Below are 23,403 nucleotides of genomic sequence, written 5' to 3'. Positions count from 1 at the left end.
GCCCGGACATTCCGCAGGTCTATATTGCGGGTCAACGGACCGGACCTTTCGGAGACTTTTCGATGCATTCCCATTCGACCGAGCAATGGACCCATGACCACGTCTTTCTGGGCGAGAAGCACGATGAGAACGAGCGGCGCACCTGGCTCGTGGTCGTCCTGACCCTGGTCATGATGGTCGGCGAGATCGTTGCCGGCTCGCTGTTCGGCTCGATGGCGCTTTTGGCCGACGGCTGGCACATGGGCACGCATGCGGCCGCGCTTGGCATTGCTGCTTTCGCCTACCGTTTCGCGCGCCGGCACCTGGGGAATGCGCATTTCACCTTCGGCACGGGCAAGTTCGGCGACCTCGCGGCCTTCTCCAGCGCGATCATCCTGGGCCTGATCGCGGTCGAGATCGCCTATGAGAGCGTGCTGCGGCTGTTCACGCCGGTGCCGATCGTCTATGGCGAGGCCATCGCGGTCGCCGCCCTCGGCCTCTGCGTCAACCTCGCCAGCGCGTGGCTGCTGCGCGACAGCCATGATCACCATCATCACGGCCATGACCACGGCCATGGGCATGCGCATGATGATCACGACGATCACGGTCATCACCACCATCATCACGACAACAATCTTCGTGCGGCCTATGTCCACGTCATGGCCGATGCGGCGACCTCGGTGCTGGCGATCGCAGCGCTGGTGGTCGCGATGTATTCGGGATGGGTCTGGGCCGATCCGGCCGTCGGCCTGATCGGCAGCGCCGTGATCGCGAGCTGGGCGTTCGGCCTGGTCAAGTCATCCGGCGCGGTGCTGCTCGACGTGCGCGCCGACGAGAAGCTCGAACGCACCATCCGCGCGCGGATGGAAGTCGGCGAGGACCGCGTCACCGACTTGCATCTCTGGCAGGTCGGCCCCGGCCATTGCGCCGTGCTGGTCTCGTTGGTGTCGGACAAGCCGAAGCAGCCGGCCGTCTATAAGAAGCGGCTCGCTGGGCTGAAGGGCCTGAGCCACGTCACGGTCGAGGTCGAGACCTGCCCGCATTGATGTGATCTGCCGAAACGGAATTCGGCGGCGCGGCCGGGGTTGATCCTCGGTCGCAGCCATACACGGCTCTGCAAGAGGGACCAAGGATGATGCCCAGGATGAAGTTTGCTCTCGCCGTCGCCGCGCTGGCTCTGTCCGGCCACGCGGCCGTTGCGCAGTCAGAGAAATCGGGCGTCGAAAAGCTCTACGTCCTCAATTGCGGGGAGGGCACCGCCGGGGACATCTCGCGCTGGACGCCCGGCCTGAACGAGGGCAAGGCGATGGATTTCGTCGACAGCTGCTATCTCATCAAGCACAGCAGCAAGGGCTGGTTCCTGTGGGACACAGGCATCGCCGATGCCGTCGCCGCCATGCCGAATGGCCTTGTCCCCGCCGATCCCAAGGCCGTCACCTGGCGCCGGCCGAAGACGTTGGCCGCCCAGCTCGAACAGCTCGGCCTCAAGCCGGATGACGTCAAGGCGATGGCGGTGTCGCATACGCATCCTGATCACACCGGCAATGTCGAGCTGTTCCCGCAGGCCACGCTCTACGTGCAGAAGGCCGAATATGACTGGCCCGGCGCCAACAACGAGCCGCGCTTCAAGCCCTCGCATCCGGTCGAGTTGCTCGCGGGGGATAAGGACGTGTTCGGCGACGGCAGCGTGACCATCCTGTCGACGCCCGGCCACACGCCGGGACACCAGTCGCTGCTGGTGAAACTGCCGAAAACCGGCGCGGTGGTGCTGTCGGGCGACGCCGTCCACTTCAAGGACAATTGGGACAACCGCCGCGTCCCCAGCATGAACGCCAACAAGGACCAGAGCGCGGCGTCGATGCAGAAGATCGCCGACACGCTCGTCAAGGAGAAGGCGCAGCTCTGGATCAACCACGACAAGGCCCAGCGCGACAGCCAGAAGATGGCGCCTGAGTTTTACGACTAACGTTTGCGCCGAGGCTGCTGCCATGACGCTGGCAGCAGCAGCGTGCTACGGCCCAGGAAAGCTCCGCGACAGGAGATGATCGTGGGAGAGTGGGCCGGGGTTGCGATCGCGCTGGCGTCCAGCAGCCTCGGCGGCACCGCCGCGGCGATCACCCGCTATCTCGTCGGCGGCGCCGATCCGGTTCTGCTGGCGATCCTGCGCTGGGGGATCGGCTTTCTCTGCCTGTTGCCTTGCGCGCTGCTGCTTGGCGTGCGCTGGCCGCAGCGGCCCGACTGGCCGGCGGTGGCCCTGCTCGGCATCTGCTTCTTCGGCCTGTTCTTCATCCTCTACAATATCGCGGTGTCCTACACGACCGCCGCGCGCGCCAGTCTCGCGCTGGCGACGCTGCCGCTCCACACCATGGTCGTCGGTGCGATCCTCGGCGTCGAGCGGCTGACGGCGCGCAAGATTATCGGCGTCGGCATCGCCGTGCTCGGTGTGGCAGCCGCGCTGGCCGCGGGGCTCGCCCAGAGCCCGCCCGGCGCCTGGCGCGGCGAACTGATCATGACCGGTGCCGTGTTCTGCATGGCGTTCTACAACGTGCTGTCGCGCCCGCTGATGCAGCGCTCCAGCGCGCTTGGCTTTCTCACCGTCGGTATGGGCGCGGGCGCCGCCCTGCTGGTGCTGGCGGGGTTCGTGAAGGGCAGCTTTGCGGCGCTCGATCACTTCACGACGGGGCAGTGGATTGCCGGCATCTATCTCGGCATCGGCGGCGGCGCGCTCGCCTTCATCCTCTGGGTGATGGCGCTGGCGCGGGCGACGCCGACCCGCGTCGCCAATACCATGACTGTCAATCCGATTGCCGCGACCTTGCTGGCGGCGCTGCTCGTCGGCGAGCCGATCACCGCAAACCTTCTGATCGGGCTGGTTGCTGTGTTCGCCGGCATCTGGATCGCGACCAGCCAGGCGAAGCCGGCCTAGCTGCGCGGTGCCGTGACCGGGGGCGGGCTGGCGTCCGGCGTTTTCTTCGGCTTGAGCGTGCCGGCGTAGAACGAGAGCAGCCACACCAGGATGATGGCGAGGAGATAGACGCCCCAGGCCTGTGGCGGCGTGGTTGCCCAGCGCAGCAGGCCTTTGAAGGTGCGGGGCGGGCTGTTGTCTTCGCTCATGGCCCGCTTGTGCGCGAAAGGGGCTGCGCGGTCAATCCGGGCGCCGTTCGGCGCGGATCAGGAACAGCGCGGCCAGCGCCGAGAGGCTGAGCGCGGAGGAGACCATCAGCACCTTGGCGCCCATGACGTCGATGAGCAGGCCGAAGGCCAGCGGCGCCACGGCCTGCGCCATCCGTGCCGGCGCGCCGATGATGCCGAGGCGGTAGCCGAAATCTTTCGGGCCGAAGATCGACAGCGGCAGCGTGCCGCGCGCGATCGTGAGAATGCCGTTGCCCGAGCCGTGGAGCAGTGCAAACGCGCTTGCGGCGGGGGCGCCGAAGATGGCGAGGATTGCGGCGCCGAGCGGGTGGGTGACGCAGGCAAGGCGCGTCGACCACAGCGGATGGAAGCGGCTCAGAAAGCCCGCTTCGAGAATGCGCGCGGCCACCTGTGCCGGGCCGATCAGCGCGCCGGCCGCGATGGCCTCGACATGCGTCGCACCTGTGGCCTCCAGCAGGCGCGGGAAATGGACGGCCATTGCGCCGGTGACGGTCCAGACCGCCGCGAACACGAAGGCGAGCAGCACCATGGTTCGGTCGAGCGGCAAATGCGGCTTCTCGGCCGTCGCCGCGGCCTGCCCGGCGCCCTTGATCGCCGGCAGCATGAAGAAGTTCAGGGGCAGGCCGATCAGGAGATTGGCGGCCGCCCAGGCAAAACAGGTCTCGCGCCAGCCGATATGGGACAGGCCCCAGGCGGTGAGGGGCCAGCCGACGGTGGAGGCGAAGCCTGCCATCAGCGTGATGCCGGTGATTGGCCTGCGCGCCTCGGTGCCGTAGATGCGGCTCAGCGCGGCGAAGGCGGCGTCATAGAGCCCCATCGCCATGCCGATGCCGAGCACGAGCCAGGCGAACGCCATCACCGCCAATGAGTGCGAGAGGCCGAGCAGGACGAGACCCGCGGCCATCGTCAGGTTCGAGACCGACAGCACCTGCCGGCCCCCGAACAGATCGATCTGCCGCCCGATGCGCGGGCCGAGCATCGCCGAGATCACCAGTGAGGCCGAGAACGCGCCAAAGATCCAGTTGGAGGAGACGCCGAGGTCGCGCGCCATGGGATCGGCGAGAAGCGCCGGCAGATAGTAGCTGGAAGCCCAGGCCAGGGTCTGCGTGGTGCCGAGCGCCAGGATGATCGGAAGCTGGCGCTGGCTCATCTCGGTGCGATTCTGGTCTCGGTTTGCGGCGGTGCCATCGGCTGCATTTGCGGCCCGTGGCGAGAGCGCGTCAACAGCGTCCGCGGCATATTCGATCTGCTGCGGACGGGAGCCTTGGTTGCGCACGGTTCGCGCGTGGCCTTTCGCTCGTCACGAATGCACGCCATAATGGCGCATGCAATTGACCTCGCGCCTCGCGCTGATGAACTGGCTGACGGGCCAAGGGCTGACGGGCCTGCCCGAAAACGAGCTGCTCCGCGGCTTCTGCGAGCGCTGCCGCGCCGAAGGGCTGGAACTCTCGCGCGGGCTCGTCGTGATCGACACGCTGCATCCGATCTATGAGGGCCGCGGCTTCCGGTGGAGCGACCGGCAGAGCAACGAGAGCGATGTGTTCGAATATGGTTCGACCGCCGAAGGCGATGCCGCCAAGAGCTGGCGCCGCTCGGTGTTCTTCCACATGCTCGAGCACGGCGAGGACGAGAGGGTGATCGACCTTGCCGACGCGCCGTCGATGGATTTCTCACAGATCGGCGAGCTCGCGGAAAAAGGCCACAAGCACTATCTCGCCTTCGTGCATCGCTTCGGCGAGAACGGCGCGCTCGGCCTGATGGATTGCCTCTATTCCTGCTGGACCACGCGCCGCGACAGCGGCTTCTCCGAACCCGAGCTCGAAGCTCTGCGCGATCTCGTGCCGGTGCTGGGGCTCGCGATCAAGTCGGCGCAGCAGGTCGACATCGCGCGAACCCTCGGCCGCGTCTATCTCGGCCGCGATGCCTCCGCGCAGGTGCTGGGCGGGCGCATCACACGCGGCGTCACCGAGCGCATCAATGCCGTGCTGTGGTATTCGGATTTGCGCGGCTCGACCGGGATCAGCGAGAGCATCGGCCCCGACGAGATCATCCCGTTCCTCAACGACTATGCCCAGGCCGTGATCGACGCGATCCACGATGCCGGCGGCGACGTCCTGAAGCTGATCGGCGATGGCGTGCTCGCGATGTTCTGGGGGGAAGACATGTCGGACGCGCGGCGCGCTGCGCTACGCGCCGAGCATCTGTTCCGCAAGAACGTCGCTGCGCTGAACAAGCGGCGGGAGGCCGATGGCCGTCCCACGACGTCGGCCTATATCGGCCTGCATGTCGGCGAGGTCTTTTACGGCAATATCGGCAGCGCGGACCGGCTCGACTTCACCGTCGTCGGCCCCACCGTCAACGAGGTTAGTCGCATCGCCTCGATGAGCCGCTCGGTCGACCGCGAGCTGCTGGCCTCGGCCGAGTTCTACAAGGGCCTGGACGCCACCGGCCGTCGCTACCTCGTCTCCACCGGGCGCTACGCGCTGCGCGGCATCGGCCGCGCGCAGGACCTCTACACGCTCGATCCTGAGGTCGATACGAGCGAGCCGGTGACCGGGAGCTACGAGCGATATCTGGCGAATTAGCGGCGGATCGCAGGGGCCGAGACATTGGGCGTTTTCGTTCGATCCTTGGCGGGCCATTGTTCGGAAAGCGGCGGCATCGAAGTCTCCTTGCCGGTCATGCGCTCAATGGCGACGGCGTAGACGGTGATGATGTCGAGCCGCGGGAAGAACCCCTTCGGTCGCGTCGTATCCGGCTTGCCGTATTTGGCCATCAACGTTTCGCAGAACCGCTGCTTGATGCCCGTGTCGCCCACGACCCTGATGCGGCCGAACAGGCATATGCTTCGATAGGCGAGACCGGAATCGCATTCGAACCGGCCATAGTCGAAGACACCTTCGTGCTCATCGATCTCGATGCAGACGCGGGGATCTCGCTCGATGTTTGCGCGCAGATGTCCCCGGGCGGCTGTCGTGTGCAGATACACCTCACCGTCGAGCCAGAGATAGAGGAGCGGGATACAGTAGGGAAAGCCGTCCTCGCTGACTGTCGCAAGATGGCCAGCATATCCGCGTGCCAGCATCTCCAGGATCCGCTCCTGCGACATGGCGCGGTCCTCGCGACGGATTTGCGGTGAACTCATGGTGCAAGACGCTCCGCGCCGCCATCCGAATGAGCGGACATTTCAGGTTTCCTTGTTATCCGAAACAGGATAGAAAAATAGTGGTCTTGAGCAAAGGTCCACTTGGCCCTATTGCAGCATACCACTTCCCGACGTGCGGCTCACCCTGTCGGACGAGGACCCGTGAAGAGCAGGCAGAGCTGGGCAGAACTCTATTCCTTCAGCGTCGACCGCACGGCGGAGGCGCCGGTATTCCGCCAAATCTACCTCGAGCTACGATCGGCAATTCTGTCCGGAGCGCTTCGTCCGGCGGCCAAGTTGCCCTCGACGCGCGACCTTGCGGCGCAGCTCGGCGTCTCGCGTACCGCAGTTGTTTCGGCTTTCGAGCAGCTGCTGGCCGAAGGTTATGCCTTCGGCAGGAAGGGGGCGGGGACTTACGTTGCGTCCGATCTGCCTGAACCGTTTGCCGCGCCTCATGGCCGCAAGACGCGGGCGGCACCGGCCGCGGCAGGCGCGGCCTCCTTTCACGGCCTCGGCGATTTCGTCGATGTGACGACGCAGAATGACGAGCGTCCCTTCAACCTGGGTCGCACGCTGTTGGATGCACGTAGCGCCGAATTGTGGCGCAAACTCACGGCGCGCACGCTGCGATCGTTTGAGCGACATCATCTCGGCTACGGCGATCCGCGTGGCTTGCTGGAGCTGCGCAAGTCGGTTTGCGACTATCTTCGGGCCGCACGCGGCGTGCGCTGCGAGGTCGATCAGATCGTGATCACCGCCGGCACGCAGCAAGCCGTGGACATCGCCGCACGTGTCATGCCCGGGCCGGACAAGGAGGTCTGGATCGAAGACCCCGGCTATACCCTGACCCGTCTTACGCTCGCTGCGTCAGGCGCGAAGGTTTGCGCCATCCCGGTTGACCAGCACGGCGTCAACGTCACGGAAGGGATCCGCCGCGCCCCGAAGGCGCGCGCAGTTTTCATAACGGCCTCGCACCAGTTTCCGACAGGCGTTCCCCTGTCGATGGCGCGCCGCCTCGAACTTCTCGCCTGGGCCCGCGAGTCCGGCGCCTGGATCATCGAGGACGATTACGCCAGCGAATTCCGCTACGGCGGCCGTCCCCTCGCTTCGCTTCAGGGCCTGGATGAGGCCGGCCGTGTCATTTACGTCGGAACTCTCAACAAGGCGCTCTTCCCCGGACTGCGGCTTGGCTACGCCGTGCTGCCACACCCGCTGGTGCGGAATTTCGTTGCCGCGCGCTATCTGATCGACCGTCAACCGTCGAGCCTCTGCCAGTCCGTTGCTGCGGCCTTCATGGAGGAGGGGCATTTCGCAGCCCACATCCGCAGAATGCGGGAAGTGTATCGCCGCCAGCGCGATACCCTCGTTGCGGCACTGAGGCGGCGCCTGGGCGACCATTTGTCGGTCGAGCCGCCGGACCAGGGCATGCACCTGGTTGCCTACACGCGACGGGGACTGTCCGACGTGAAGATCGAACGGGCCGCTCGCGACCACGGCGTCACCGTTCGCGCGATGAGCCGCCACTATATCGAGGCCCCGGCGCAGTCGGCGCTGATGCTGGGCTTCAGCGGCTACCCGCAGCAGACCATTGCGCCGGCGGTTGCCCGACTGGCGCGGGCCATCGCCACTGATTGCGTACCGGACTAGCACCGCGCCGGCACTTCGTCCCCCACCATGGCGGGCTGCCGATCCAGCGCCACGGCGGGAGAGAGCCAGATTACCAGCGCCTGCACGCCGAACACGGCGGCTGCGAGATACAGGCAGGCTTCCGCGCTCCAGAGGCCGCCGACGATCGCGCCCAGCGCCGAGCCGAGCGGGCGGGCGCCGTAGCTCATGATGTTGATGGCGGAGACGCGTCCGAGCAGGCGCGGCGGCGTCACGGACTGCCGCAGGGTCGTGGTCGAAATCACCCACAGGATCGGCCCGACCCCGAGCAGGAAGAAGCTCAAGGCTGCGAGCCAGGGGGAGGGGACCAGCACCGTCAGCGCCATCACCACCGCAGCGACGAAACCTGTGACCGGGCCAAGGCCGACCACCGTGCCGAAGGCGATGCGCTTCATCACGCGCGTGGCGAACAGCGCGCCGATCACCATGCCGACGCCGTACATCGTCAGCACGGTGCCGACGCCTGCGGCGGTCAGGCCGAGATGGCGTACCGCATAGGGCACGAACACGGCGATCTGGAGGAACCAGCCGGTGTTGAAGATGAACTGGGTGATGAACACCGGCCGCAGCAGCGGATGGTGGAACACGAAGGCCGCGCCCTCCCGGATGTCCTGGAACGGATGGCGCCGCGGCGAGGGCGTCCGGGTGGGCTCGTAGATGCCGGAGAGCAGCACGACGGCGATGGCCGAAAGCGCTGCGGCGAAGCCGAAGGCCGGGCTCGCGCCCCACCAGCCGACCAGTGCGCCGCCGAGCGCAGGCCCGCTTGCAAAGGCGATGGTGCGGGCGAGCTCGATGCGGGCATTTGCCGACGGCAACAGCTCCGCGCTCACCAGCGAGGGCACCAGGGCCGGCGCCGCCACGCTGTAGACGACCGTGCCGCATACGGCGGCAAAGCCGAGCAGAGCGAGCAGCGGCAAATTGAGCGCGCCAAGTGTGAGCAGCAGCACGATGGCCGCCAGCGCGACCGCGCGCAGCGCTTCGGCACCCGCCATCAGCGAGCGGCGGGAGATGCGGTCGGCGAGTAGGCCGGCCGGAATGGCGAACAGGACAAAGGGCAGGGTGAGGGCGGTCTGGAGCAGGCCGGTCTGGCCTTCCGCAACACCCAGCGTGAGCACGGCGACGATGGGGGCCGCGGCCAGCGCGATCTGCTCGGCCGATTGCGCCGCCAGGTTGGACCAGGCGAGGCGGTTGAAGGTGTCTGGGAGGCGAAGCGGGTTTGACATGGCGCATTTCCTGCAAAGTCGTGTTGCCGCCAGTATCCGCCCCCGAGGACGGCCAAACCCACCCGCTTCCCGACAGGGCGGCCAATAACCGCCGCGCCGGGAACTCATGCGGCTAGATGCAGTTGCAAATGAGTTGCAATAAGCTTCGACTTCGGTATTGTGCTGATATGGATGCCCGCTCCCCCGATTTGACCCAAGATGCCGCCGGCTGGCGCACTGATGCGCCTGCTACCAAGAGCCTCGCCGAGGTGAACGCCACGATTGCCATCCCCACGGCGGGGGTGTGGTGGCGGCGATTCCTCGCCTTTGTCGGCCCCGGCTATCTGGTCTCGGTCGGCTACATGGACCCCGGCAACTGGGCGACCGACCTCGCCGGAGGGTCGAAGTTCGGCTACACGCTGCTTTCGGTCATCCTGCTCTCGAATTTGATGGCGATCCTGCTCCAGTCGCTGGCGGCGCGGCTCGGCATCGTCACCGACCGCGACCTCGCGCAGGCCTGCCGCGCGACCTATTCGCCGGCGGTGAACTTCCTGCTCTGGCTCGCCTGCGAGGCGGCGATCATCGCCTGCGATCTCGCCGAGGTCATCGGCACAGCGATCGCGCTCAAACTGCTGTTCGGCATTCCCCTGATCGGCGGCGCGCTGCTTGCTGCGCTCGATGCGTTCCTGCTGCTGCTCCTGATGAACCGCGGCTTTCGCTTCCTCGAAGCGTTCGTCATCGCGATGCTTGTCGTGATCGCGGTCTGCTTCCTGGTCCAGATCGTGGCCGCCGCGCCGCCGATGGCGGAAGTCCTGCACGGCTTTATGCCGAAGACCGAAATCTTCACCAACCCGGAAATGCTCTACATCGGGATCGGCATCATCGGCGCAACCGTGATGCCGCATAATCTCTATCTGCACTCCTCGATCGTGCAGACGCGCGCCTATGAGCGCAACGACACCGGCCGGCGCGAGGCGATCAAATGGGCGACGACGGACTCGACCATCGCCCTGATGCTGGCACTGTTCATCAATGCAGCGATCCTTGTCGTGGCAGCCGCGACCTTCCACAAGAGCGGCCATTCCGACGTCGCCGAAATCGGCCAGGCCTTCGAGCTGTTGTCGCCGCTGCTCGGCCTCGGTATCGCCTCGACGCTGTTTGCGATTGCGCTGCTCGCCTCGGGCCTGAACTCGACGGTGACGGCGACGCTCGCCGGCCAGATCGTGATGGAGGGCTTTCTCGACCTGCGCCTGCCGAGCTGGGCGCGGCGATTGCTGACGCGCGGCATCGCTATCGTGCCGGTGATCGTCGTCACCGCGATCTATGGCGAGCGCGGCACGGCGGATCTCCTGGTGTTCAGCCAGGTCGTGCTGTCGATGCAGTTGCCCTTCGCCGTGATCCCGCTGGTCCGCTTCGTCTCGGATCGGCGCAAGATGGGCAAGTTCGCGATACCGCCATACGTCGCCGCGATCGCGTGGATCGTCGCGGGCATCATCGTGATTTTGAACGTGAAGTTGCTGGTGGATACGCTGTTCGGGTGAGTGCGCTTGCGGTTATGGCCGCTAGCAGAGTCCACTCATATGCTTGAACTTCCAGAGCGAGGGCAGTCCTTGCGGGCTGGTCTTCGGGACCGTAACCCCGCAGCGTCTTCGGTCCCTTCTGCTTGAACTCCTCGATCCCGCATGATGTCGGGCCTTCGTACACGCTCACTGTCACGACATAGAAGTCGGGAAGAACGTCCTCGATCCGGGCTTCGGATTCGACGTTGGCGTTCGGGCGCCGCCACGTGTGAATGATTTTGCGGCCAGGCTCGGGCTTGTCGAACAAGGGAAGGTCTGGCGCGAAGAGATCAGCGACCTCGCCAGCCTTGCCGATCGGCTGGCCGTAGTCCTTGAGGAACGCGCGAAGCTTCGGGGGCAGAGGTGTCACCGCGATACAGCGGCCAAAATAGTCCTTGTGGCCGGCGTCACAGGCATGGGCGTCGATGCTCGACGGGATGATCAACGACAGTGCGAACAGGACGGAAATTGCAGACCGCAAGCACGGGCCTATTCTCGCCGCGGGACGTCGAACCACCGCTCCCTTAATCCTGCGGCTCTGACGTCGCGTCACCTTGCGCATCGATGCGCAGCCAGCCTGACGGCGCGAGGCGCTGCTGCGGCAGGAAGCGGGCCTTGTAGTCCATCTTCTTGGAGCCTTCGATCCAGTAGCCGAGGTAGACGTAGGGCAGGCCCTGACGTCGCGCCCGTGCGATATGGTCGAGGATCATGAAGGTGCCCATCGACCGGCTGACCTGGCTCGGCTCGAAGAACGAATAGACCATCGACAGGCCGTCGCTGAGCACATCGGTCAGCGCCACCGCGATCAGCTCCTCACCGCGGCCGGTGATGCCGCTGTCGGGGCCGCGCTTGCGGTACTCGATGATGCGGGTCTCGACATGGCTGTCCTCGACCATCATGGCGTAGTCGAGCACGGTCATGTCGGCCATGCCGCCATGGCGGTGGCGGGAGTCGAGATAGGCGCGGAACACCGAATATTGCTCGGAGGTCGGCACCGCACTGCGCTGCTCGCCGATGATGTCGGCGTTGCGCGCGATCACCTTGCGGAAGTTCCGGGAGGGGCGGAATTCGTTGGCGACCACCCGGACGGAGACGCAGGCGCGGCACTGGTCACAGGCCGGCCGGTAGGCGATCGACTGGCTGCGGCGGAACCCGCCATGGGTCAGGAGGTCGTTGAGGTCACCTGCGCGCTCCCCCACGAGGTGCGTAAACACCTTGCGCTCATGCCGGCCCGGCAGATACGGGCAGGGAGAGGGCGCCGTGAGGTAAAATTGGGGGGTGTCGCGCGAGTGCTGGGTCAAGGGACGTCGTGGGCCTCCAAAGTGGGCATTAACATCGCGCTACGAAGGCCCCCGGTCAATCGGTCTACTCGGCAGGTCAGATCAGTCAGTTTAGTCGGTCCTGGTTGATAGGTTCTTGATCATCAGGCTCTCAGTAGGTCCTTGCCGCCTGCGGCACAGGCGCGCGGACGGAATTGTTGATCACGACCGTTCCCAGCACGACATCATGCAGCAGGCGCCGGCGGCCGTTGAACAGCCCAACCAGCACCACGAAAGGTGTCAGGAACGAGACCGTCACCCAGAACAGCACGGCATGGGTGGCGCCGAGCACGAAATAGCCGGGCGCGCCGTACCAGGTGCGCAACTCCAGATCCATCAGGCGCATGCCGATCGTCGCGGACGACGGACCGCCGATGCAGGCACCGTAATAGACGATCGCCCAAACAACGGAGGCCGGCCAGGCCAGCCAGAACAGCGCCCAGCCGATGCCGAGCGTGACGATGCCGAACAGCGCGATGAAGATGTAGCCGAGGATCACGGGAACGGAGATCACGACCATGTCGATCAGGAACGCGAACGCCCGCCGCGTTGCCACGCCACGGAACAATTCCGGGTGCAGATAGGGATCGAAGGCGTGCGGTTGCATGGCGCCGTCATTGCGCCAGGCATTGCGCGAGTCCGAATACGACATAGTCCGTTCTCCCAAGGGAAACTCCCGTGGCAGGACATGGGAGCAAGTCATCCCCGTGCCAAGGGCGTGCGGGCGTCAACAAGCCGAAATATTCCGGCAATTCGGGGGCGGGGCTGTTACCGCTGTCGTTCAGGGAAGGCGTCGTAGGGTGGGCAAAGGCGCGTTAGCGCCGTGCCCACCATCGTTCCGCGATCGCTAGCTGGCATGGTGGGCACGCTTCCGCCTTCGCTCTTCGAGCTACGGCGGACAAGCCGCTTGGCCCACCCCGCGATACCTTACGTTTGGCTCCGCAGCTTCTCCGCCACCTTCGGCGCAAAATAGCTGAGCACGCCGTCGGCGCCGGCACGCTTGAACGCCAACAGGCTCTCCATCATTGCGCGCTCGCCGTCGAGCCAGCCATTGTTGGCGGCGGCTGCGATCATCGCGTATTCGCCGGAGACCTGGTAGGCGAAGGTCGGCATCGCAAAGGTGTCCTTCACGCGCCGGACCACGTCGAGATAGGGCATGCCGGGCTTCACCATCACCATGTCGGCGCCCTCGGAGATGTCGAGATCGACCTCGCGCAGCGCCTCGTCGGTGTTGGCGCTGTCCATCTGGTAGGTGCGCTTGTCGCCGGTCAGCGTCTTGGCCGAACCGATGGCGTCGCGGAACGGGCCGTAGAAGGCGGAGGCGTATTTGGCCGCATAGGCCATGATCTGCACGTCGAGCAGGCCAGAGCGGTCCAGCCCCTCGCGGATCGCGGCGACGCGGCCGTCCATCATGTCGGAGGGCGCGATGATGTCGCAGCCGGCTTCGGCCTGGACCAGCGCCTGACGCACCAGCACCGCGACCGTCTCGTCGTTCAAAATCTTGCCGTCGGAGATCAGGCCGTCATGGCCGTGGCTGGTGAAGGGATCGAGCGCGACGTCGCAGAGGATGCCGATGTCAGGAAACTCCTTCTTGATCGCGCGCACCGCCTGGCAGACCAGGTTGTTCGGATTGGTCGCCTCGGAGCCTTCCTCGTCGCGCAGGGACGGGTCGGTGTAGGGAAACAGCGCGAGGCAGGGGATGGTGAGCTTCATGGCGCGCTCGGCCTCGCGCACGGCCTGGTCGACGCTGAGGCGGTCGACGCCCGGCATCGAGGCGATCTGCTCGCGCTTGTTGTTGCCGTCGATCAGGAACAGCGGCCAGATCAGATCGTCGGTGGTCAGCACGTTCTCGCGCACCATGCGCCGGGCCCATTCGGCCTTGCGGTTGCGGCGCGGGCGGACGGCCAGATCGAGGGCAGGGGAGGCACTGGCGCCATCCCGGCGCGAAACCTCGCGCAATTCGATCGGACGTCCGTATTTGATCGCCATCATTCTTCCTCCGGCTGGAATTATTCTTATACCAGCTCGCATGGTTCCCGTCACCGCGGCTTGACCTGCCGCAAGGCAAAATTGAGGTCAATCGGGCAGCCGATTGATTTTGCGGGGCGAAGCAGCCAGAAGGGGACCATGTCCGAAATCTCCACCCGCGATGCGGCCCGCGACGGCGCCAGTGCCAGGGACGCCGCCAGAGACAACGCCAGAGACAACGCGATGTCGGTGGCGGCGATCTCGTCGGAGCGCCCCGAGTCCGACGACAATGTCTGGACGCGCCGGCTCGTGCTGTTCCTGCGCGTGATGGCGCTGCTGTCGATTCTGAAGGGCCTCTATCACTGGGCCCAGGTCACCGGCTTCGTCGGCGGTGAGGACGAGGCGTTCGAGAACCAGTCGATGGCCTGGCAGGCCGCCACGGTCTATTTCGCCGTGATCGAGCTCGTTGCCGCGGTCGGCCTCTGGCTTGCGACGCCCTGGGGCGCGGTGGTGTGGCTGACGACCGTGGTGTCGATGGCGGTGATCGAACTGATGTTCCCGGGCATCTACGGCGGCAGCCTGATCGTCGTCGGTGTCGAAGCCTTCATGCTCGCCGCCTATCTCGCGCTCGCCTGGATGGCCGCGCGCGAGCGGCCGCCGTAGCGCGCTTGCGATTTCAACGCACACTCACACTCTCTCGTGCCCCGGACGCAGCGCAGCACGCAGTGATGCGCTGCTGAGCCGGGGCCCAGCTCTCCACGATCTCGTTTGCGGCTTCTGGGTCCCGGCTCTGCGCTCCGCTTCGCTGCGCTTGTCCGGGACACGAGAGCGGCATTTCCAAAGTCGTGGCTTGGTTGACCGTTGGTTGCCTAAAATTCGAGGTAACTTTTCATTGACTCCGTGCGTTCCGCCACAGCTCTTACGCGCCCGTTTCGAAACGGGGCGGCCCTGTACTGGAATGCGACAGAGGTGGCGGACGGAGGGTGAACAGGACCTTGCGAGGGTCAACAGACGGTTGCGAAAAGCCCTTGTGACACAGGCTTAATCCGCAATTCACTGTCTTAAATTCATGATCTCTTTATTCTCTTATTTAAGCCGATCTTCAAACGCCCCCCTTAAGTTGCACCTATCAGACGGAGCAAAAGTTTCGTCGAATGAGTGTCGATAAAAACGACAACAGGGGAAGTGTCATGATGAAAGCCGTCGCAACTGCGGCAGATACCGCAGAGCGCGTCTCCGGCCAGCAGGGTTCGGTGCAGTCGCTCTATCTGGAAGCTTTGACTCTGGTGGAGCGGCTGCATCGCCGGCTCCTCGACGTCATCAAGGATGAATTCGATCGCCGCGGCCGTGCGGACATCAACTCGGTCCAGGCGCTCCTGCTCTACAACATCGGCGACAAGGAGCTGACCGCGGGCGAGCTGCGCACGCGCGGTTACTATCTCGGCTCCAACGTCTCCTACAATCTGAAGAAGCTCGTCGAGCTCGGCTTCCTCGATCATCAGCGCTCGCGCGTCGATCGCCGCTCGGTGCGCATCCGCCTGACCCCGCAGGGCCAGGAAGTCCGCCGCATCGTCGACTCCCTCTACCAGAAGCACGTCAAGACGGTGGAGCAGGTCGGCGGCATCTCGGGCGAGGAGTTCTCGACCCTCAACAAGTCGCTGCACCGCCTCGAGCGGTTCTGGACCGACCAGATCCTGTATCGTCTCTGAGTTCTTTGCGACGGGACTTGGCCAAGCCGGCCCATAACAAGACCGGCAAGCCTCCCGAACGTGCCTGACCTCCCCAAGCGCGCCGGCCCGGCTCTGCCCCGGACCGGTGCGTTTTGTCGTTTCGCGACTGCGAAATAATTGCCGGCCAGGCGGAACCAGTTCCCCGCACCGCAGTTGTTACTGCGGATCGGAGGATGCGATGCTGGTCGAGCGCGGGCTTCAGGCAATGAACGTCGAACTCGTGAGCGACGCCTATGCCATCGCAGCCAACTACCTCCGCCGCTCCGGCGCGATTCCCGACACGCTGGTCACCAACGAAAGCCTGCTCGAGATCATCATCAAGCTGCTCCAGCACGGCGAATTGAACAAGATCAGGCTCGCCAACAAGGCCATTGGCCGGTTCGAGGCCCAGTCCGGGGCCCGCGCGGTTGCCTGATCAAAACTCCCAAAATTCGACAGAACCAGAGGGTGATATGGAAGCTGCCATCGACCGGATCATGCAGACTTATGACCTGCTCGCGAACCGCACGTCCGCGGCGAGCGCGGAGGCACGGGCCAAGGTCACGAACTACCTCAATACGTTGATGGAAGCCGGCGAGAAGGACACCCACAGGTTGACGGTGTGCGGACTGACCTATCTGCGCCAGCTCGACGGCAGCGTCGATCCCGTGAAGGCGGGGTATACCGGGCTGTAGGGGCAGGTCCGGCCCGCATCGGCACGGATTTTAAGGTCCAAATCGGACCCTTCAGGACTGACCGGGGCGGACGGTTCAAGCAGCCGTCCTCTCGCCCGGATCCTTCAATCCCCACCATATCTGGCATAATTCTCGCTCTCGACCCGCAAATACTTGGCCGGGGGCGGGTGATGTGGTAGATCGCGCTCGCCGCTTCCGATCGCCACACCAGACCGCCCGTAGCCCGCCAAAAGGCTGCGGCGGTGGAGATATTCGCAAGATGACCTCAGCCAGAACCGCCTCCGCGCCCGACTCGTTTTTCACCGCCTCGCTCGACCAGGCCGACCCGGAAATCGCCGCCGCCATCAAGGGCGAGCTCGGCCGGCAGCGCCATGAGGTCGAGCTGATCGCCTCCGAGAACATCGTCAGCCGTGCCGTGCTGGAAGCGCAGGGTTCGGTGATGACCAACAAGTACGCAGAGGGTTATCCGGGCGCGCGCTACTATGGCGGTTGTGAGTGGGTCGACGTCGCCGAGAACCTCGCGATTGATCGCGCCAAGAAGCTGTTCGGCGCCAACTTCGCCAATGTGCAGCCGAACTCCGGCAGCCAGATGAACCAGGCGGTGTTTCTGGCGCTGCTGCAGCCCGGCGATACCTTCATGGGCCTCGACCTCGCGGCCGGTGGCCATCTCACACACGGCTCGCCCGTCAACATGAGCGGCAAGTGGTTCAAAGCGGCGCACTACACCGTGCGCCGCGAGGACCAGATCATCGACATGGACGCGGTCGCCAAGCAGGCCGAAGAGGTCAAGCCCAAGCTGATCGTCGCCGGCGGCTCGGCCTATTCGCGCGCCTGGGACTTCAAGCGTTTTCGCGAGATCGCGGACAGCGTCGGCGCGTACCTCCTGGTCGACATGGCGCACTTCGCCGGTCTCGTCGCCGGCGGCGTGCATGCCTCGCCCGTGCCGTATGCCCACGTCACCACCACCACCACGCACAAGTCGCTGCGCGGTCCGCGCGGCGGCCTGATCCTCTCGAACGACGAGGCGCTCGCCAAGAAGCTCAACTCGGCGATCTTCCCGGGCCTGCAGGGTGGCCCCCTGATGCATGTGATCGCGGCGAAGGCGGTCGCCTTCGGCGAGGCGCTGCGTCCGGACTTCAAGATCTATGCGAAGAACGTCGTCGAGAACGCCAAGGCGCTGGCCGAGGCGATGAAGAGCCACGGGTTCGATATTGTCTCCGGCGGCACCGATAACCATCTGATGCTGGTCGACCTCAGGCCGAAGGGCCTGAAGGGCAACGTCTCGGAGAAGGCGCTGGTCCGCGCCGCCATCACCTGCAACAAGAACGGCATTCCGTTCGACCCCGAAAAGCCCTTCGTCACCTCGGGCCTGCGTCTCGGCACCCCGGCGGCGACGACCCGTGGTTTCGGCGTCGCCGAGTTCCAGCAGGTCGGCGGCATGATCGCCGAGGTCCTCAACGCGATCGCGCAGTCCGACGACGGCAAGGCGCCGCTGGTCGAAGCCGCGATCAAGGAACGGGTCAAGGCGCTCACCGATCGGTTCCCGATCTATCAGTAAGGTCTAGGGTAAACGGATGCGCTGCCCGAACTGCAACAGTCTCGATACGCAGGTAAAGGACTCGCGTCCGACCGAGGATTCTTCCGTGATCCGCAGGCGGCGCGTGTGTGTCGCCTGCAATTTCCGCTTCACCACCTTCGAGCGCGTGCAGTTGCGCGAGCTCACGGTGATCAAGCGCAACGGCCGCCGCGTGCCGTTCGACCGCGACAAGCTGATGCGCTCGGTGTCGATCTCCTTGCGCAAGCGGCAGGTCGAGCCGGAGCGGGTCGAGAAGATGGTCTCCACCATCGTCCGCGAACTCGAGACCGGCGGCGAGGCCGAGATCTCCTCCGAGGTGATCGGTGAGACCGTGATGGAGCATCTGCGCACGCTCGACGACGTCGCCTATGTGCGCTTTGCCTCGGTCTATCGCAATTTCCGCGAGGCCAAGGATTTCGCCGACGTGCTCGGCGAGCTCTCCGGTGAGGAGGAAGCGCGGCTCGCCGCGATCCGCAAATGATCTTCCGGATCCTGGAGGATCAGTTCGCGCAGAAGGCCCGCGAGTCCAAGGACGCTGATCGCCGCTTCATGCAGCTGGCGCTGGCGCTCGGCAAGCGCGGGCAGGGGCGCACCTGGCCCAATCCTGCCGTGGGCGCTGTCATCGTGAAAGACGGGGTCATCATCGGCCGCGGCTGGACGCAGCCAGGCGGGCGACCGCATGGCGAGCCCGAAGCGCTGCGGCGGGCCGGCGAGGCCGCGCGAGGCGCCACCCTCTATGTCACGCTGGAGCCGTGCTCGCATTTCGGCAAGTCGCCGCCTTGCGCAGACGCGGTGATCGCCGCCGGCATCACGCGGGTGGTCGCGGCGATCGAGGATCCCAATCCGGAAGTCGCGGGCCAGGGTCATGCGCGCTTGCGCGCGGCCGGCATCGCGGTGGAGGTGGGTCTGTGCGCGGCAGAGGCCGCGTTCGACCACGCCGGGCATTTTCGCCGAATCCGTGACAAGCGCCCGCATGTGATCCTGAAGCTCGCGGTCTCGCCTGACGGCAAGATCGGTGCGGCTGGCGGCAAGCCGCTTGCGATCACGGGCGAGGCCGTGCGCAATCGCGTGCATCTGCTCCGCGCACAGAGCGACGCCATCCTGGTCGGCATCGGCACGGTGCTGGCGGATGATCCGCAGCTCAACTGTCGCCTGCCGGGCATGGAAGCGCGTTCTCCCATACGCGTCGTGCTCGACCAGAATCTGCGCATTTCGGCCGCGAGCCAGCTTGGTCGTTCCGCGCGGGAGACGCCGCTCTGGGTGATCGGCTCCGAGCTTGCGGAAGCCGCCGCCGCCACGCGGCTCGGAGCGGCCGGCGCTCAGATCATCCGCGTACCACCAGGAAACGCTTCCGGGCTTGATCTTTCGGCCGTGCTGCATGTGCTGGCGGAGAAAGGCATCACGCGGCTGATGGTCGAGGGCGGCAGCCGTGTCGCGGCGTCCTTCGTCGCGGCCGACCTCGCCGACGAGATCTGGCTGTTCCGCGGAGCGGAAGGGGTCGGCCCGGGCGGCGTCGATGCGCTCGATGCATTGCCCCTGTCGAAAATCACGCAGTCGCAGGCCTATAAGGTTCATGCTAGCGAGACATTCGGCAAGGATACTCTCACCATCTACGAGCGCGCGTAATGTTCACTGGCATTGTCACCGATATCGGCGAGATCGTCGGCTTTACGCCGACAGCGCAGGGCCAGTTGCACAGGCTGCGCATCGCTTGCCGCTACGATCAGACCACCATCGCCGACGGCGCCTCGATCGCCTGCAACGGCGTCTGCCTGACGGTGGTTGCTTCCGGCGTCGAAGGCGGCAGAACCTGGTTCGACGTCGATGCCGCCGCCGAGACGCTGGCGCTGACGACTGCAAGGCACTGGAAGGTCGGCACGAGGCTCAATCTCGAGCGCGCGCTCAAGATAGGCGACGAGCTCGGCGGCCATATCGTCGCCGGCCACGCCGACGGTGTCGCCACCCTCGTCAGTCGCGAGGACCTGCCTGATATGGCGCGGTTCGAGCTCTCGACCACGCGGGAGCTCGCGCGCTTCATCGCCACCAAGGGCTCGATCACGCTCGACGGCGTGTCCCTGACGGTCAATACGGTGAGAGACGTGACCTTTTCGGTGCTGATCATCCCGCATACGCTGACGGTCACGACGATCGGCGGCTGGAAAGCGGGCGCCGAGGTCAATATCGAGGTCGACCTGATGGCCCGCTATGCCGCGCGGCTGACGGAAATGAAGTGACGGCTGAGCCGTCATTCCGGGATGGTCCGAAGGACCAGACCACAGGTGCGCAATTGCGCGCCGGGGAATCTCGAGATTCCGGGCTTGATGCTTCGCATCGCCCCCGGAATGACAGTGTCTTTTGAACTTGGCTTACATGCGTCCGGCGACTACATAGCGCCGACCTCTGTAGAACGGATTTAGACGATGGCAGACGCGCGACGCGCACCCCTGAAGAACCAGACCGACATTTCCGGCGCACGCGCGCTGATTGTCGAGGCGCGGTTCTATGACGATCTCCAGGATGCGCTTCTGGACGGCGCGGTGACCGAGCTGAAGGCGGCCGGTCTGACGCATGACGTCATCACGGTTCCCGGCGCGCTGGAAATCCCGGCGGCGGTCGCCATCGCGATCGATGCCGCGGCGGCGAACGGCAAGCCCTATGACGCGGTGATCGCGCTCGGCTGCGTGATCCGTGGCGACACCATCCATTTCGAGATCGTCTCGCAGGAATCCTCGCGCGCGCTGATGGATCTTGCGGTTTTGCGAAAGCTGCCGCTGGGCAACGGCATCCTTACCGTTAACACCGAGGCGCAGGCCTGGGCGCGGGCGCGCGCCAGCGAGCTCAACAAGGGCGGCGATGCCGCGCGCGCCGCGCTTGCGATGCTGCGCATCAAGCGCCGGCTGGCGCGGGCTTGATCATGGCCGATCACAGCAAAAAGCCGCCGGCCGGCACCGAGAAGAAAGCGAACCGGCGCGGTGCGGCGCGGCTCGCGGCCGTCCAGGCCCTGTATCAGATGGACATCGCCGGCGCCGGCATCAACGACATCTTTGCGGAGTTCGAGAGCCACTGGCTCGGCAACGAGGTCGAGGGCGATACTTACCTGCCGGCCGAAGCGGCCTTCTTTCGCGACGTGGTCTCCGGCGTCGTGCGCGACCAGAAGATGCTCGATCCCCTGATCGACGAGGCGCTGTCGAAGGGCTGGCCGCTGAAGCGGATCGAGGCCATCCTGCGCGCGGTGCTGCGGGCAGGGGCCTATGAGCTCCAGCATCGCAAGGACGTGCCGGGCCGCGTCGTCGTGTCAGAATATGTCGACGTTGCGAATGCATTCGTCGACCGCGAGGAGACCGGCATGGTCAACGCCGTGCTCGACCAGATCGGCCGCCAGTTCCGCGGCGACGAGTTCGGGCGGGGGTAGTTATCCACGAGGGCGGTGAAGAGATGCGATGCGGCTGCCCCATACTCCGCTGCCATCACCCGCGAAGGCGGGTGATCCAGTACGCCGCGGCCTATCGATTTGACACGACCGTCTCTGGAATACTGGATCGCCCGGTGTCTTCTTTGAAGACACGCTTCGCGCTTTTGCCGGGCGATGACAGCATTGGGTGTGGCTAAGGCCGATGGCAGACTCTCAAAACCCCTCCGCCGAAGACTCCCTCATCGCGCGCTATTTCAAGCCGCTGGCGACTGACCCCGGCGCGTTCGGGCTGGTCGATGATGCCGCGGTGCTGTCCTCGTCCGGCGACGACATCGTCGTCACCACCGACGCCGTCGTCGAAGGCGTGCATTATCTCGCCACCGATCCGCCCGACACCATCGCGCGCAAGGCGCTGCGGGTGAACCTGTCGGATCTCGCCGCCAAGGGCGCGGCGCCCGCCGGCTTCATGCTGACGCTGGCGCTGCGCAGCAAGGAGGATGCCTGGCTCAGGCCGTTCGCCGATGCGCTCGGCGAGGACAGCAGGGCTTTCGCGTGCCCGCTGCTTGGCGGCGACACGGTGTCGACGCCGGGGCCGCAGATGATCTCGATCACCGCCTTTGGCCGCGTGCCGAAGGGACGGATGGTCGGCCGTACCGGCGCGCGGCCGGGCGACCGCATCCTGGTAACGGGAACGATCGGCGACGCCGCGCTCGGCCTCGACGTGCTCACAGGCGGCGCCGCGGCCGGGGCGCTCGCGTCCGAACCGCAAGCGAAGGAGGTGCTGGTCTCACGCTATCGCGTGCCGCAGCCGCGCAATGTGCTGGCGCAGGCCGTGCGTGACCACGCGACGGCCGCGATGGATGTCTCCGACGGGCTCGCCGGCGATCTGGCGAAACTCTGTGCAGCGTCGCGCGTCTCGGCCACGGTTGACGTCGCGAACGTGCCGCTCTCGGCTGCTGCGGCCGGCCTGATCGCGCGCAACGCTATTTGCGTTGAGACGCTGCTTGCCGGCGGCGACGATTACGAGGTGCTGTGCACGGTACCACCAGCCGAGAGCGATGCGCTGATCTCCGCGGGGCGGGCGGCAGGCGTGGCCGTCACAGCAATCGGCACGATCGTCGCGGGCCGCGAGCAGCCGCGCTTCCTGGACGGGCAGGGTCAGGAACTGACCTTGAAGCGCCTGTCCTACAGCCACTTCTGAATTCGACTCGCCTCAAGCCCGATCTGTCCGGATTTGCCGGTCGCCGCTTGCCGCAACCCCGACGAAAGCAAGTAGATGTATCCGAACCGTTGGTGCGAATGCAGCCAATGGATTTGATTCGATGACGGCGGCCGTTGCGGGTTTGAACGAGGCGCAGATTGTTCCCGGGAGGGAGTGCGGAAGCTGCACGCTCTGTTGCAAGGTCTACAACGTGGTCGAGCTCGGCAAGGCCGCTGGCAAATGGTGCTCGCATTGCAAGCCCGGCCGGGGTTGCACGATCCACGACAATCTGCCGGACGAGTGCGCCGCGTTCAATTGTCTCTGGAAAACCATGCCGTCGATGTCCATGCAATGGAAGCCGGATCAGTCGAAGATGGTGCTCACCTTGCATCCCGGGACTAACAACATCCATGTCGTGGTCGATCCCGGCCTGCCATCGGCCTGGACCCGGGAGCCTTATCACGGCCAGTTGCGCGGGTTGTCGAAGGCCAACATGGCGAAAGGCCATCTTGTCGTGGTGTTGGTCAATGAGCAGGCGACGCTCATCCTGCCCGACCAGGATGTGCCGCTCGGCGTCCTCAAGCCCGAGCAGGCCGTTTCGGTGACGCTGGAGGCTGGCCCCAATGGCAGCGTCTACGACGTCAAGATCTTCAACCGACGCACGACAGCCGACGGGCAGACCTTGGAACTGGCGGCAGCGTCTCGCCATCCCGTGAGGTCGGCCGCATAGGCGTGGCCGCGGCCAAGCCTCGCCGGTTTCGGAGAGGCGCCTCGCGGAGTTGCGTCAAGCCGTCGGTCAAACGCACCAGAATTGGCCTAA

Annotated in this window: 26 protein-coding genes; 18 read left to right on the top strand and 8 right to left on the bottom strand. The window is 65.5% G+C overall.

Going from position 1 to position 23,403, the window contains the following annotated elements; translation table 11 throughout:
• Positions 1 to 62: 62 nt before the first annotated feature.
• The 3 genes from dmeF to CT676_RS26780 all read left to right on the top strand — a co-directional run bounded on the left by dmeF (position 63) and on the right by CT676_RS26780 (position 2,905).
• Complete coding sequence (gene dmeF / locus CT676_RS26790) at positions 63 to 1,025, top strand: CDF family Co(II)/Ni(II) efflux transporter DmeF (RefSeq protein WP_135215704.1); 963 nt, start codon at positions 63 to 65, stop codon at positions 1,023 to 1,025.
• A gap of 86 nt (positions 1,026 to 1,111) precedes the next feature.
• Positions 1,112 to 1,945: an N-acyl homoserine lactonase family protein gene (locus CT676_RS26785; RefSeq protein WP_135215703.1), complete on the top strand. Its 834-nt coding sequence runs from the start codon at positions 1,112 to 1,114 to the stop codon at positions 1,943 to 1,945.
• An 81-nt stretch (positions 1,946 to 2,026) separates the two neighbouring features.
• Complete coding sequence (locus CT676_RS26780; RefSeq protein WP_135215702.1) at positions 2,027 to 2,905, top strand: DMT family transporter; 879 nt, start codon at positions 2,027 to 2,029, stop codon at positions 2,903 to 2,905.
• Here the strand turns inward: CT676_RS26780 and CT676_RS26775 are convergent.
• Both CT676_RS26775 and CT676_RS26770 read right to left on the bottom strand, forming a co-directional pair.
• Positions 2,902 to 3,093 (bottom strand): hypothetical protein, encoded by a 192-nt coding sequence (locus CT676_RS26775; protein WP_014494760.1) that lies wholly within the window; start codon positions 3,091 to 3,093, stop codon positions 2,902 to 2,904. The two genes, CT676_RS26780 and CT676_RS26775, sit on opposite strands and share 4 nt — an antisense overlap.
• 31 nt (positions 3,094 to 3,124) lie before the next feature.
• Positions 3,125 to 4,282 carry an MFS transporter gene (locus tag CT676_RS26770; protein WP_135215701.1) on the bottom strand — a complete coding sequence of 386 codons (1,158 nt, stop codon included), beginning with the start codon at positions 4,280 to 4,282 and terminating at the stop codon, positions 3,125 to 3,127.
• A 175-nt stretch (positions 4,283 to 4,457) separates the two neighbouring features.
• Between CT676_RS26770 and CT676_RS26765 the strand changes: the two genes are divergently transcribed.
• Positions 4,458 to 5,717: an adenylate/guanylate cyclase domain-containing protein gene (locus CT676_RS26765; protein ID WP_071913209.1), complete on the top strand. Its 1,260-nt coding sequence runs from the start codon at positions 4,458 to 4,460 to the stop codon at positions 5,715 to 5,717.
• On the opposite strand, the gene CT676_RS26760 is transcribed toward CT676_RS26765, so the two are convergent.
• Positions 5,714 to 6,277, bottom strand: a complete 564-nt coding sequence (locus tag CT676_RS26760; protein WP_063982847.1) for a pyridoxamine 5'-phosphate oxidase family protein — start codon at positions 6,275 to 6,277, stop codon at positions 5,714 to 5,716. The genes CT676_RS26765 and CT676_RS26760 overlap by 4 nt on opposite strands.
• 162 nt (positions 6,278 to 6,439) lie before the next feature.
• Here CT676_RS26760 and CT676_RS26755 point away from each other — a divergent pair, with 162 nt between their 5' ends.
• Positions 6,440 to 7,924, top strand: coding sequence for a PLP-dependent aminotransferase family protein (locus CT676_RS26755; RefSeq protein ID WP_166097070.1), 1,485 nt, complete (start codon positions 6,440 to 6,442; stop codon positions 7,922 to 7,924).
• Here CT676_RS26755 and CT676_RS26750 read toward each other — a convergent pair.
• Positions 7,921 to 9,165: an MFS transporter gene (locus tag CT676_RS26750; protein WP_135215699.1), complete on the bottom strand. Its 1,245-nt coding sequence runs from the start codon at positions 9,163 to 9,165 to the stop codon at positions 7,921 to 7,923. The two genes, CT676_RS26755 and CT676_RS26750, sit on opposite strands and share 4 nt — an antisense overlap.
• Before the next feature lie 167 nt (positions 9,166 to 9,332).
• Here CT676_RS26750 and CT676_RS26745 point away from each other — a divergent pair, with 167 nt between their 5' ends.
• On the top strand, positions 9,333 to 10,685 hold the full coding sequence (locus tag CT676_RS26745; protein ID WP_135215698.1) for an Nramp family divalent metal transporter: 1,353 nt from the start codon (positions 9,333 to 9,335) through the stop codon (positions 10,683 to 10,685).
• On the opposite strand, the gene CT676_RS26740 is transcribed toward CT676_RS26745, so the two are convergent.
• From CT676_RS26740 to hemB, 4 genes are all read right to left on the bottom strand, one after another.
• On the bottom strand, positions 10,636 to 11,184 hold the full coding sequence (locus tag CT676_RS26740) for a hypothetical protein (protein WP_135215697.1): 549 nt from the start codon (positions 11,182 to 11,184) through the stop codon (positions 10,636 to 10,638). The genes CT676_RS26745 and CT676_RS26740 overlap by 50 nt on opposite strands.
• Before the next feature lie 43 nt (positions 11,185 to 11,227).
• Positions 11,228 to 12,004 carry an arginyltransferase gene (locus CT676_RS26735; RefSeq protein WP_014494765.1) on the bottom strand — a complete coding sequence of 259 codons (777 nt, stop codon included), beginning with the start codon at positions 12,002 to 12,004 and terminating at the stop codon, positions 11,228 to 11,230.
• A gap of 130 nt (positions 12,005 to 12,134) precedes the next feature.
• Positions 12,135 to 12,674: an RDD family protein gene (locus tag CT676_RS26730; protein WP_135215696.1), complete on the bottom strand. Its 540-nt coding sequence runs from the start codon at positions 12,672 to 12,674 to the stop codon at positions 12,135 to 12,137.
• A gap of 275 nt (positions 12,675 to 12,949) precedes the next feature.
• Positions 12,950 to 14,011: a porphobilinogen synthase gene (gene hemB, locus CT676_RS26725; RefSeq protein WP_063986325.1), complete on the bottom strand. Its 1,062-nt coding sequence runs from the start codon at positions 14,009 to 14,011 to the stop codon at positions 12,950 to 12,952.
• A 138-nt stretch (positions 14,012 to 14,149) separates the two neighbouring features.
• Between hemB and CT676_RS26720 the strand changes: the two genes are divergently transcribed.
• The 12 genes from CT676_RS26720 (at position 14,150) to CT676_RS26665 (ending at position 23,313) form a co-directional block, all read left to right on the top strand.
• Positions 14,150 to 14,653 (top strand): DUF6163 family protein, encoded by a 504-nt coding sequence (locus tag CT676_RS26720; RefSeq protein WP_028155097.1) that lies wholly within the window; start codon positions 14,150 to 14,152, stop codon positions 14,651 to 14,653.
• 527 nt (positions 14,654 to 15,180) lie between these two features.
• Complete coding sequence (locus CT676_RS26715; protein ID WP_011087797.1) at positions 15,181 to 15,699, top strand: MarR family winged helix-turn-helix transcriptional regulator; 519 nt, start codon at positions 15,181 to 15,183, stop codon at positions 15,697 to 15,699.
• Between the two features lie 199 nt (positions 15,700 to 15,898).
• Positions 15,899 to 16,135 carry a hypothetical protein gene (locus tag CT676_RS26710; RefSeq protein WP_028152498.1) on the top strand — a complete coding sequence of 79 codons (237 nt, stop codon included), beginning with the start codon at positions 15,899 to 15,901 and terminating at the stop codon, positions 16,133 to 16,135.
• A gap of 37 nt (positions 16,136 to 16,172) precedes the next feature.
• A complete protein-coding gene (locus tag CT676_RS26705) occupies positions 16,173 to 16,394 on the top strand; it encodes a hypothetical protein (RefSeq protein ID WP_008131709.1) in 222 nt (73 codons plus the stop codon).
• 259 nt (positions 16,395 to 16,653) lie between these two features.
• The gene (gene glyA, locus CT676_RS26700) at positions 16,654 to 17,952 is read left to right on the top strand and encodes a serine hydroxymethyltransferase (RefSeq protein ID WP_028152497.1); all 1,299 of its coding nucleotides are present in this window, start codon (positions 16,654 to 16,656) and stop codon (positions 17,950 to 17,952) included.
• A gap of 16 nt (positions 17,953 to 17,968) precedes the next feature.
• On the top strand, positions 17,969 to 18,451 hold the full coding sequence (gene nrdR / locus CT676_RS26695) for a transcriptional regulator NrdR (RefSeq protein WP_007603426.1): 483 nt from the start codon (positions 17,969 to 17,971) through the stop codon (positions 18,449 to 18,451).
• A complete protein-coding gene (ribD, locus tag CT676_RS26690) occupies positions 18,448 to 19,596 on the top strand; it encodes a bifunctional diaminohydroxyphosphoribosylaminopyrimidine deaminase/5-amino-6-(5-phosphoribosylamino)uracil reductase RibD (RefSeq protein ID WP_135215695.1) in 1,149 nt (382 codons plus the stop codon). The genes nrdR and ribD overlap by 4 nt, the downstream gene beginning before the upstream one ends.
• Positions 19,596 to 20,204, top strand: a complete 609-nt coding sequence (locus CT676_RS26685) for a riboflavin synthase (protein ID WP_028152495.1) — start codon at positions 19,596 to 19,598, stop codon at positions 20,202 to 20,204. Before ribD ends, CT676_RS26685 begins: the two co-directional genes overlap by 1 nt.
• 186 nt (positions 20,205 to 20,390) lie before the next feature.
• Positions 20,391 to 20,882, top strand: coding sequence for a 6,7-dimethyl-8-ribityllumazine synthase (gene ribH, locus CT676_RS26680; RefSeq protein ID WP_135215694.1), 492 nt, complete (start codon positions 20,391 to 20,393; stop codon positions 20,880 to 20,882).
• A gap of 2 nt (positions 20,883 to 20,884) precedes the next feature.
• Complete coding sequence (nusB, locus tag CT676_RS26675; RefSeq protein ID WP_063982855.1) at positions 20,885 to 21,382, top strand: transcription antitermination factor NusB; 498 nt, start codon at positions 20,885 to 20,887, stop codon at positions 21,380 to 21,382.
• 202 nt (positions 21,383 to 21,584) lie between these two features.
• Entirely contained in the window at positions 21,585 to 22,583 is a 999-nt protein-coding gene (gene thiL, locus CT676_RS26670; protein ID WP_135215693.1) for a thiamine-phosphate kinase, read from the top strand.
• Positions 22,584 to 22,704: 121 nt separating this feature from the next.
• Positions 22,705 to 23,313: a hypothetical protein gene (locus CT676_RS26665; RefSeq protein ID WP_135215692.1), complete on the top strand. Its 609-nt coding sequence runs from the start codon at positions 22,705 to 22,707 to the stop codon at positions 23,311 to 23,313.
• The last annotated feature ends 90 nt before the right edge of the window (positions 23,314 to 23,403 follow it).

The sequence above is a fragment of the Bradyrhizobium sp. MOS001 genome (assembly GCF_004634465.1).
GTDB classification, from domain to species: Bacteria; Pseudomonadota; Alphaproteobacteria; order Rhizobiales; family Xanthobacteraceae; genus Bradyrhizobium; species Bradyrhizobium barranii.
Note: the sequence above shows the minus strand (reverse complement) of the source record. Positions and strands in the feature narration are given on the sequence as shown.

Coding starts and splice junctions, on each gene's coding strand:
- CT676_RS26685 (WP_028152495.1), top strand. CDS start 19,596: ATGTTCACTGGCATTGTCACCGATATCGGCGAGATCGTCGGCTTTACG.
- hemB (WP_063986325.1), bottom strand. CDS start 14,011: ATGGCGATCAAATACGGACGTCCGATCGAATTGCGCGAGGTTTCGCGC.
- glyA (WP_028152497.1), top strand. CDS start 16,654: ATGACCTCAGCCAGAACCGCCTCCGCGCCCGACTCGTTTTTCACCGCC.
- ribD (WP_135215695.1), top strand. CDS start 18,448: ATGATCTTCCGGATCCTGGAGGATCAGTTCGCGCAGAAGGCCCGCGAG.
- thiL (WP_135215693.1), top strand. CDS start 21,585: ATGGCAGACTCTCAAAACCCCTCCGCCGAAGACTCCCTCATCGCGCGC.
- nrdR (WP_007603426.1), top strand. CDS start 17,969: ATGCGCTGCCCGAACTGCAACAGTCTCGATACGCAGGTAAAGGACTCG.
- CT676_RS26750 (WP_135215699.1), bottom strand. CDS start 9,165: ATGTCAAACCCGCTTCGCCTCCCAGACACCTTCAACCGCCTCGCCTGG.
- CT676_RS26760 (WP_063982847.1), bottom strand. CDS start 6,277: ATGAGTTCACCGCAAATCCGTCGCGAGGACCGCGCCATGTCGCAGGAG.
- CT676_RS26710 (WP_028152498.1), top strand. CDS start 15,899: ATGCTGGTCGAGCGCGGGCTTCAGGCAATGAACGTCGAACTCGTGAGC.
- nusB (WP_063982855.1), top strand. CDS start 20,885: ATGGCCGATCACAGCAAAAAGCCGCCGGCCGGCACCGAGAAGAAAGCG.
- CT676_RS26785 (WP_135215703.1), top strand. CDS start 1,112: ATGATGCCCAGGATGAAGTTTGCTCTCGCCGTCGCCGCGCTGGCTCTG.
- CT676_RS26775 (WP_014494760.1), bottom strand. CDS start 3,093: ATGAGCGAAGACAACAGCCCGCCCCGCACCTTCAAAGGCCTGCTGCGC.
- CT676_RS26720 (WP_028155097.1), top strand. CDS start 14,150: ATGTCCGAAATCTCCACCCGCGATGCGGCCCGCGACGGCGCCAGTGCC.
- CT676_RS26715 (WP_011087797.1), top strand. CDS start 15,181: ATGATGAAAGCCGTCGCAACTGCGGCAGATACCGCAGAGCGCGTCTCC.
- dmeF (WP_135215704.1), top strand. CDS start 63: ATGCATTCCCATTCGACCGAGCAATGGACCCATGACCACGTCTTTCTG.
- CT676_RS26665 (WP_135215692.1), top strand. CDS start 22,705: ATGACGGCGGCCGTTGCGGGTTTGAACGAGGCGCAGATTGTTCCCGGG.
- CT676_RS26730 (WP_135215696.1), bottom strand. CDS start 12,674: ATGTCGTATTCGGACTCGCGCAATGCCTGGCGCAATGACGGCGCCATG.
- ribH (WP_135215694.1), top strand. CDS start 20,391: ATGGCAGACGCGCGACGCGCACCCCTGAAGAACCAGACCGACATTTCC.
- CT676_RS26765 (WP_071913209.1), top strand. CDS start 4,458: ATGCAATTGACCTCGCGCCTCGCGCTGATGAACTGGCTGACGGGCCAA.
- CT676_RS26770 (WP_135215701.1), bottom strand. CDS start 4,282: ATGAGCCAGCGCCAGCTTCCGATCATCCTGGCGCTCGGCACCACGCAG.
- CT676_RS26745 (WP_135215698.1), top strand. CDS start 9,333: ATGGATGCCCGCTCCCCCGATTTGACCCAAGATGCCGCCGGCTGGCGC.
- CT676_RS26705 (WP_008131709.1), top strand. CDS start 16,173: ATGGAAGCTGCCATCGACCGGATCATGCAGACTTATGACCTGCTCGCG.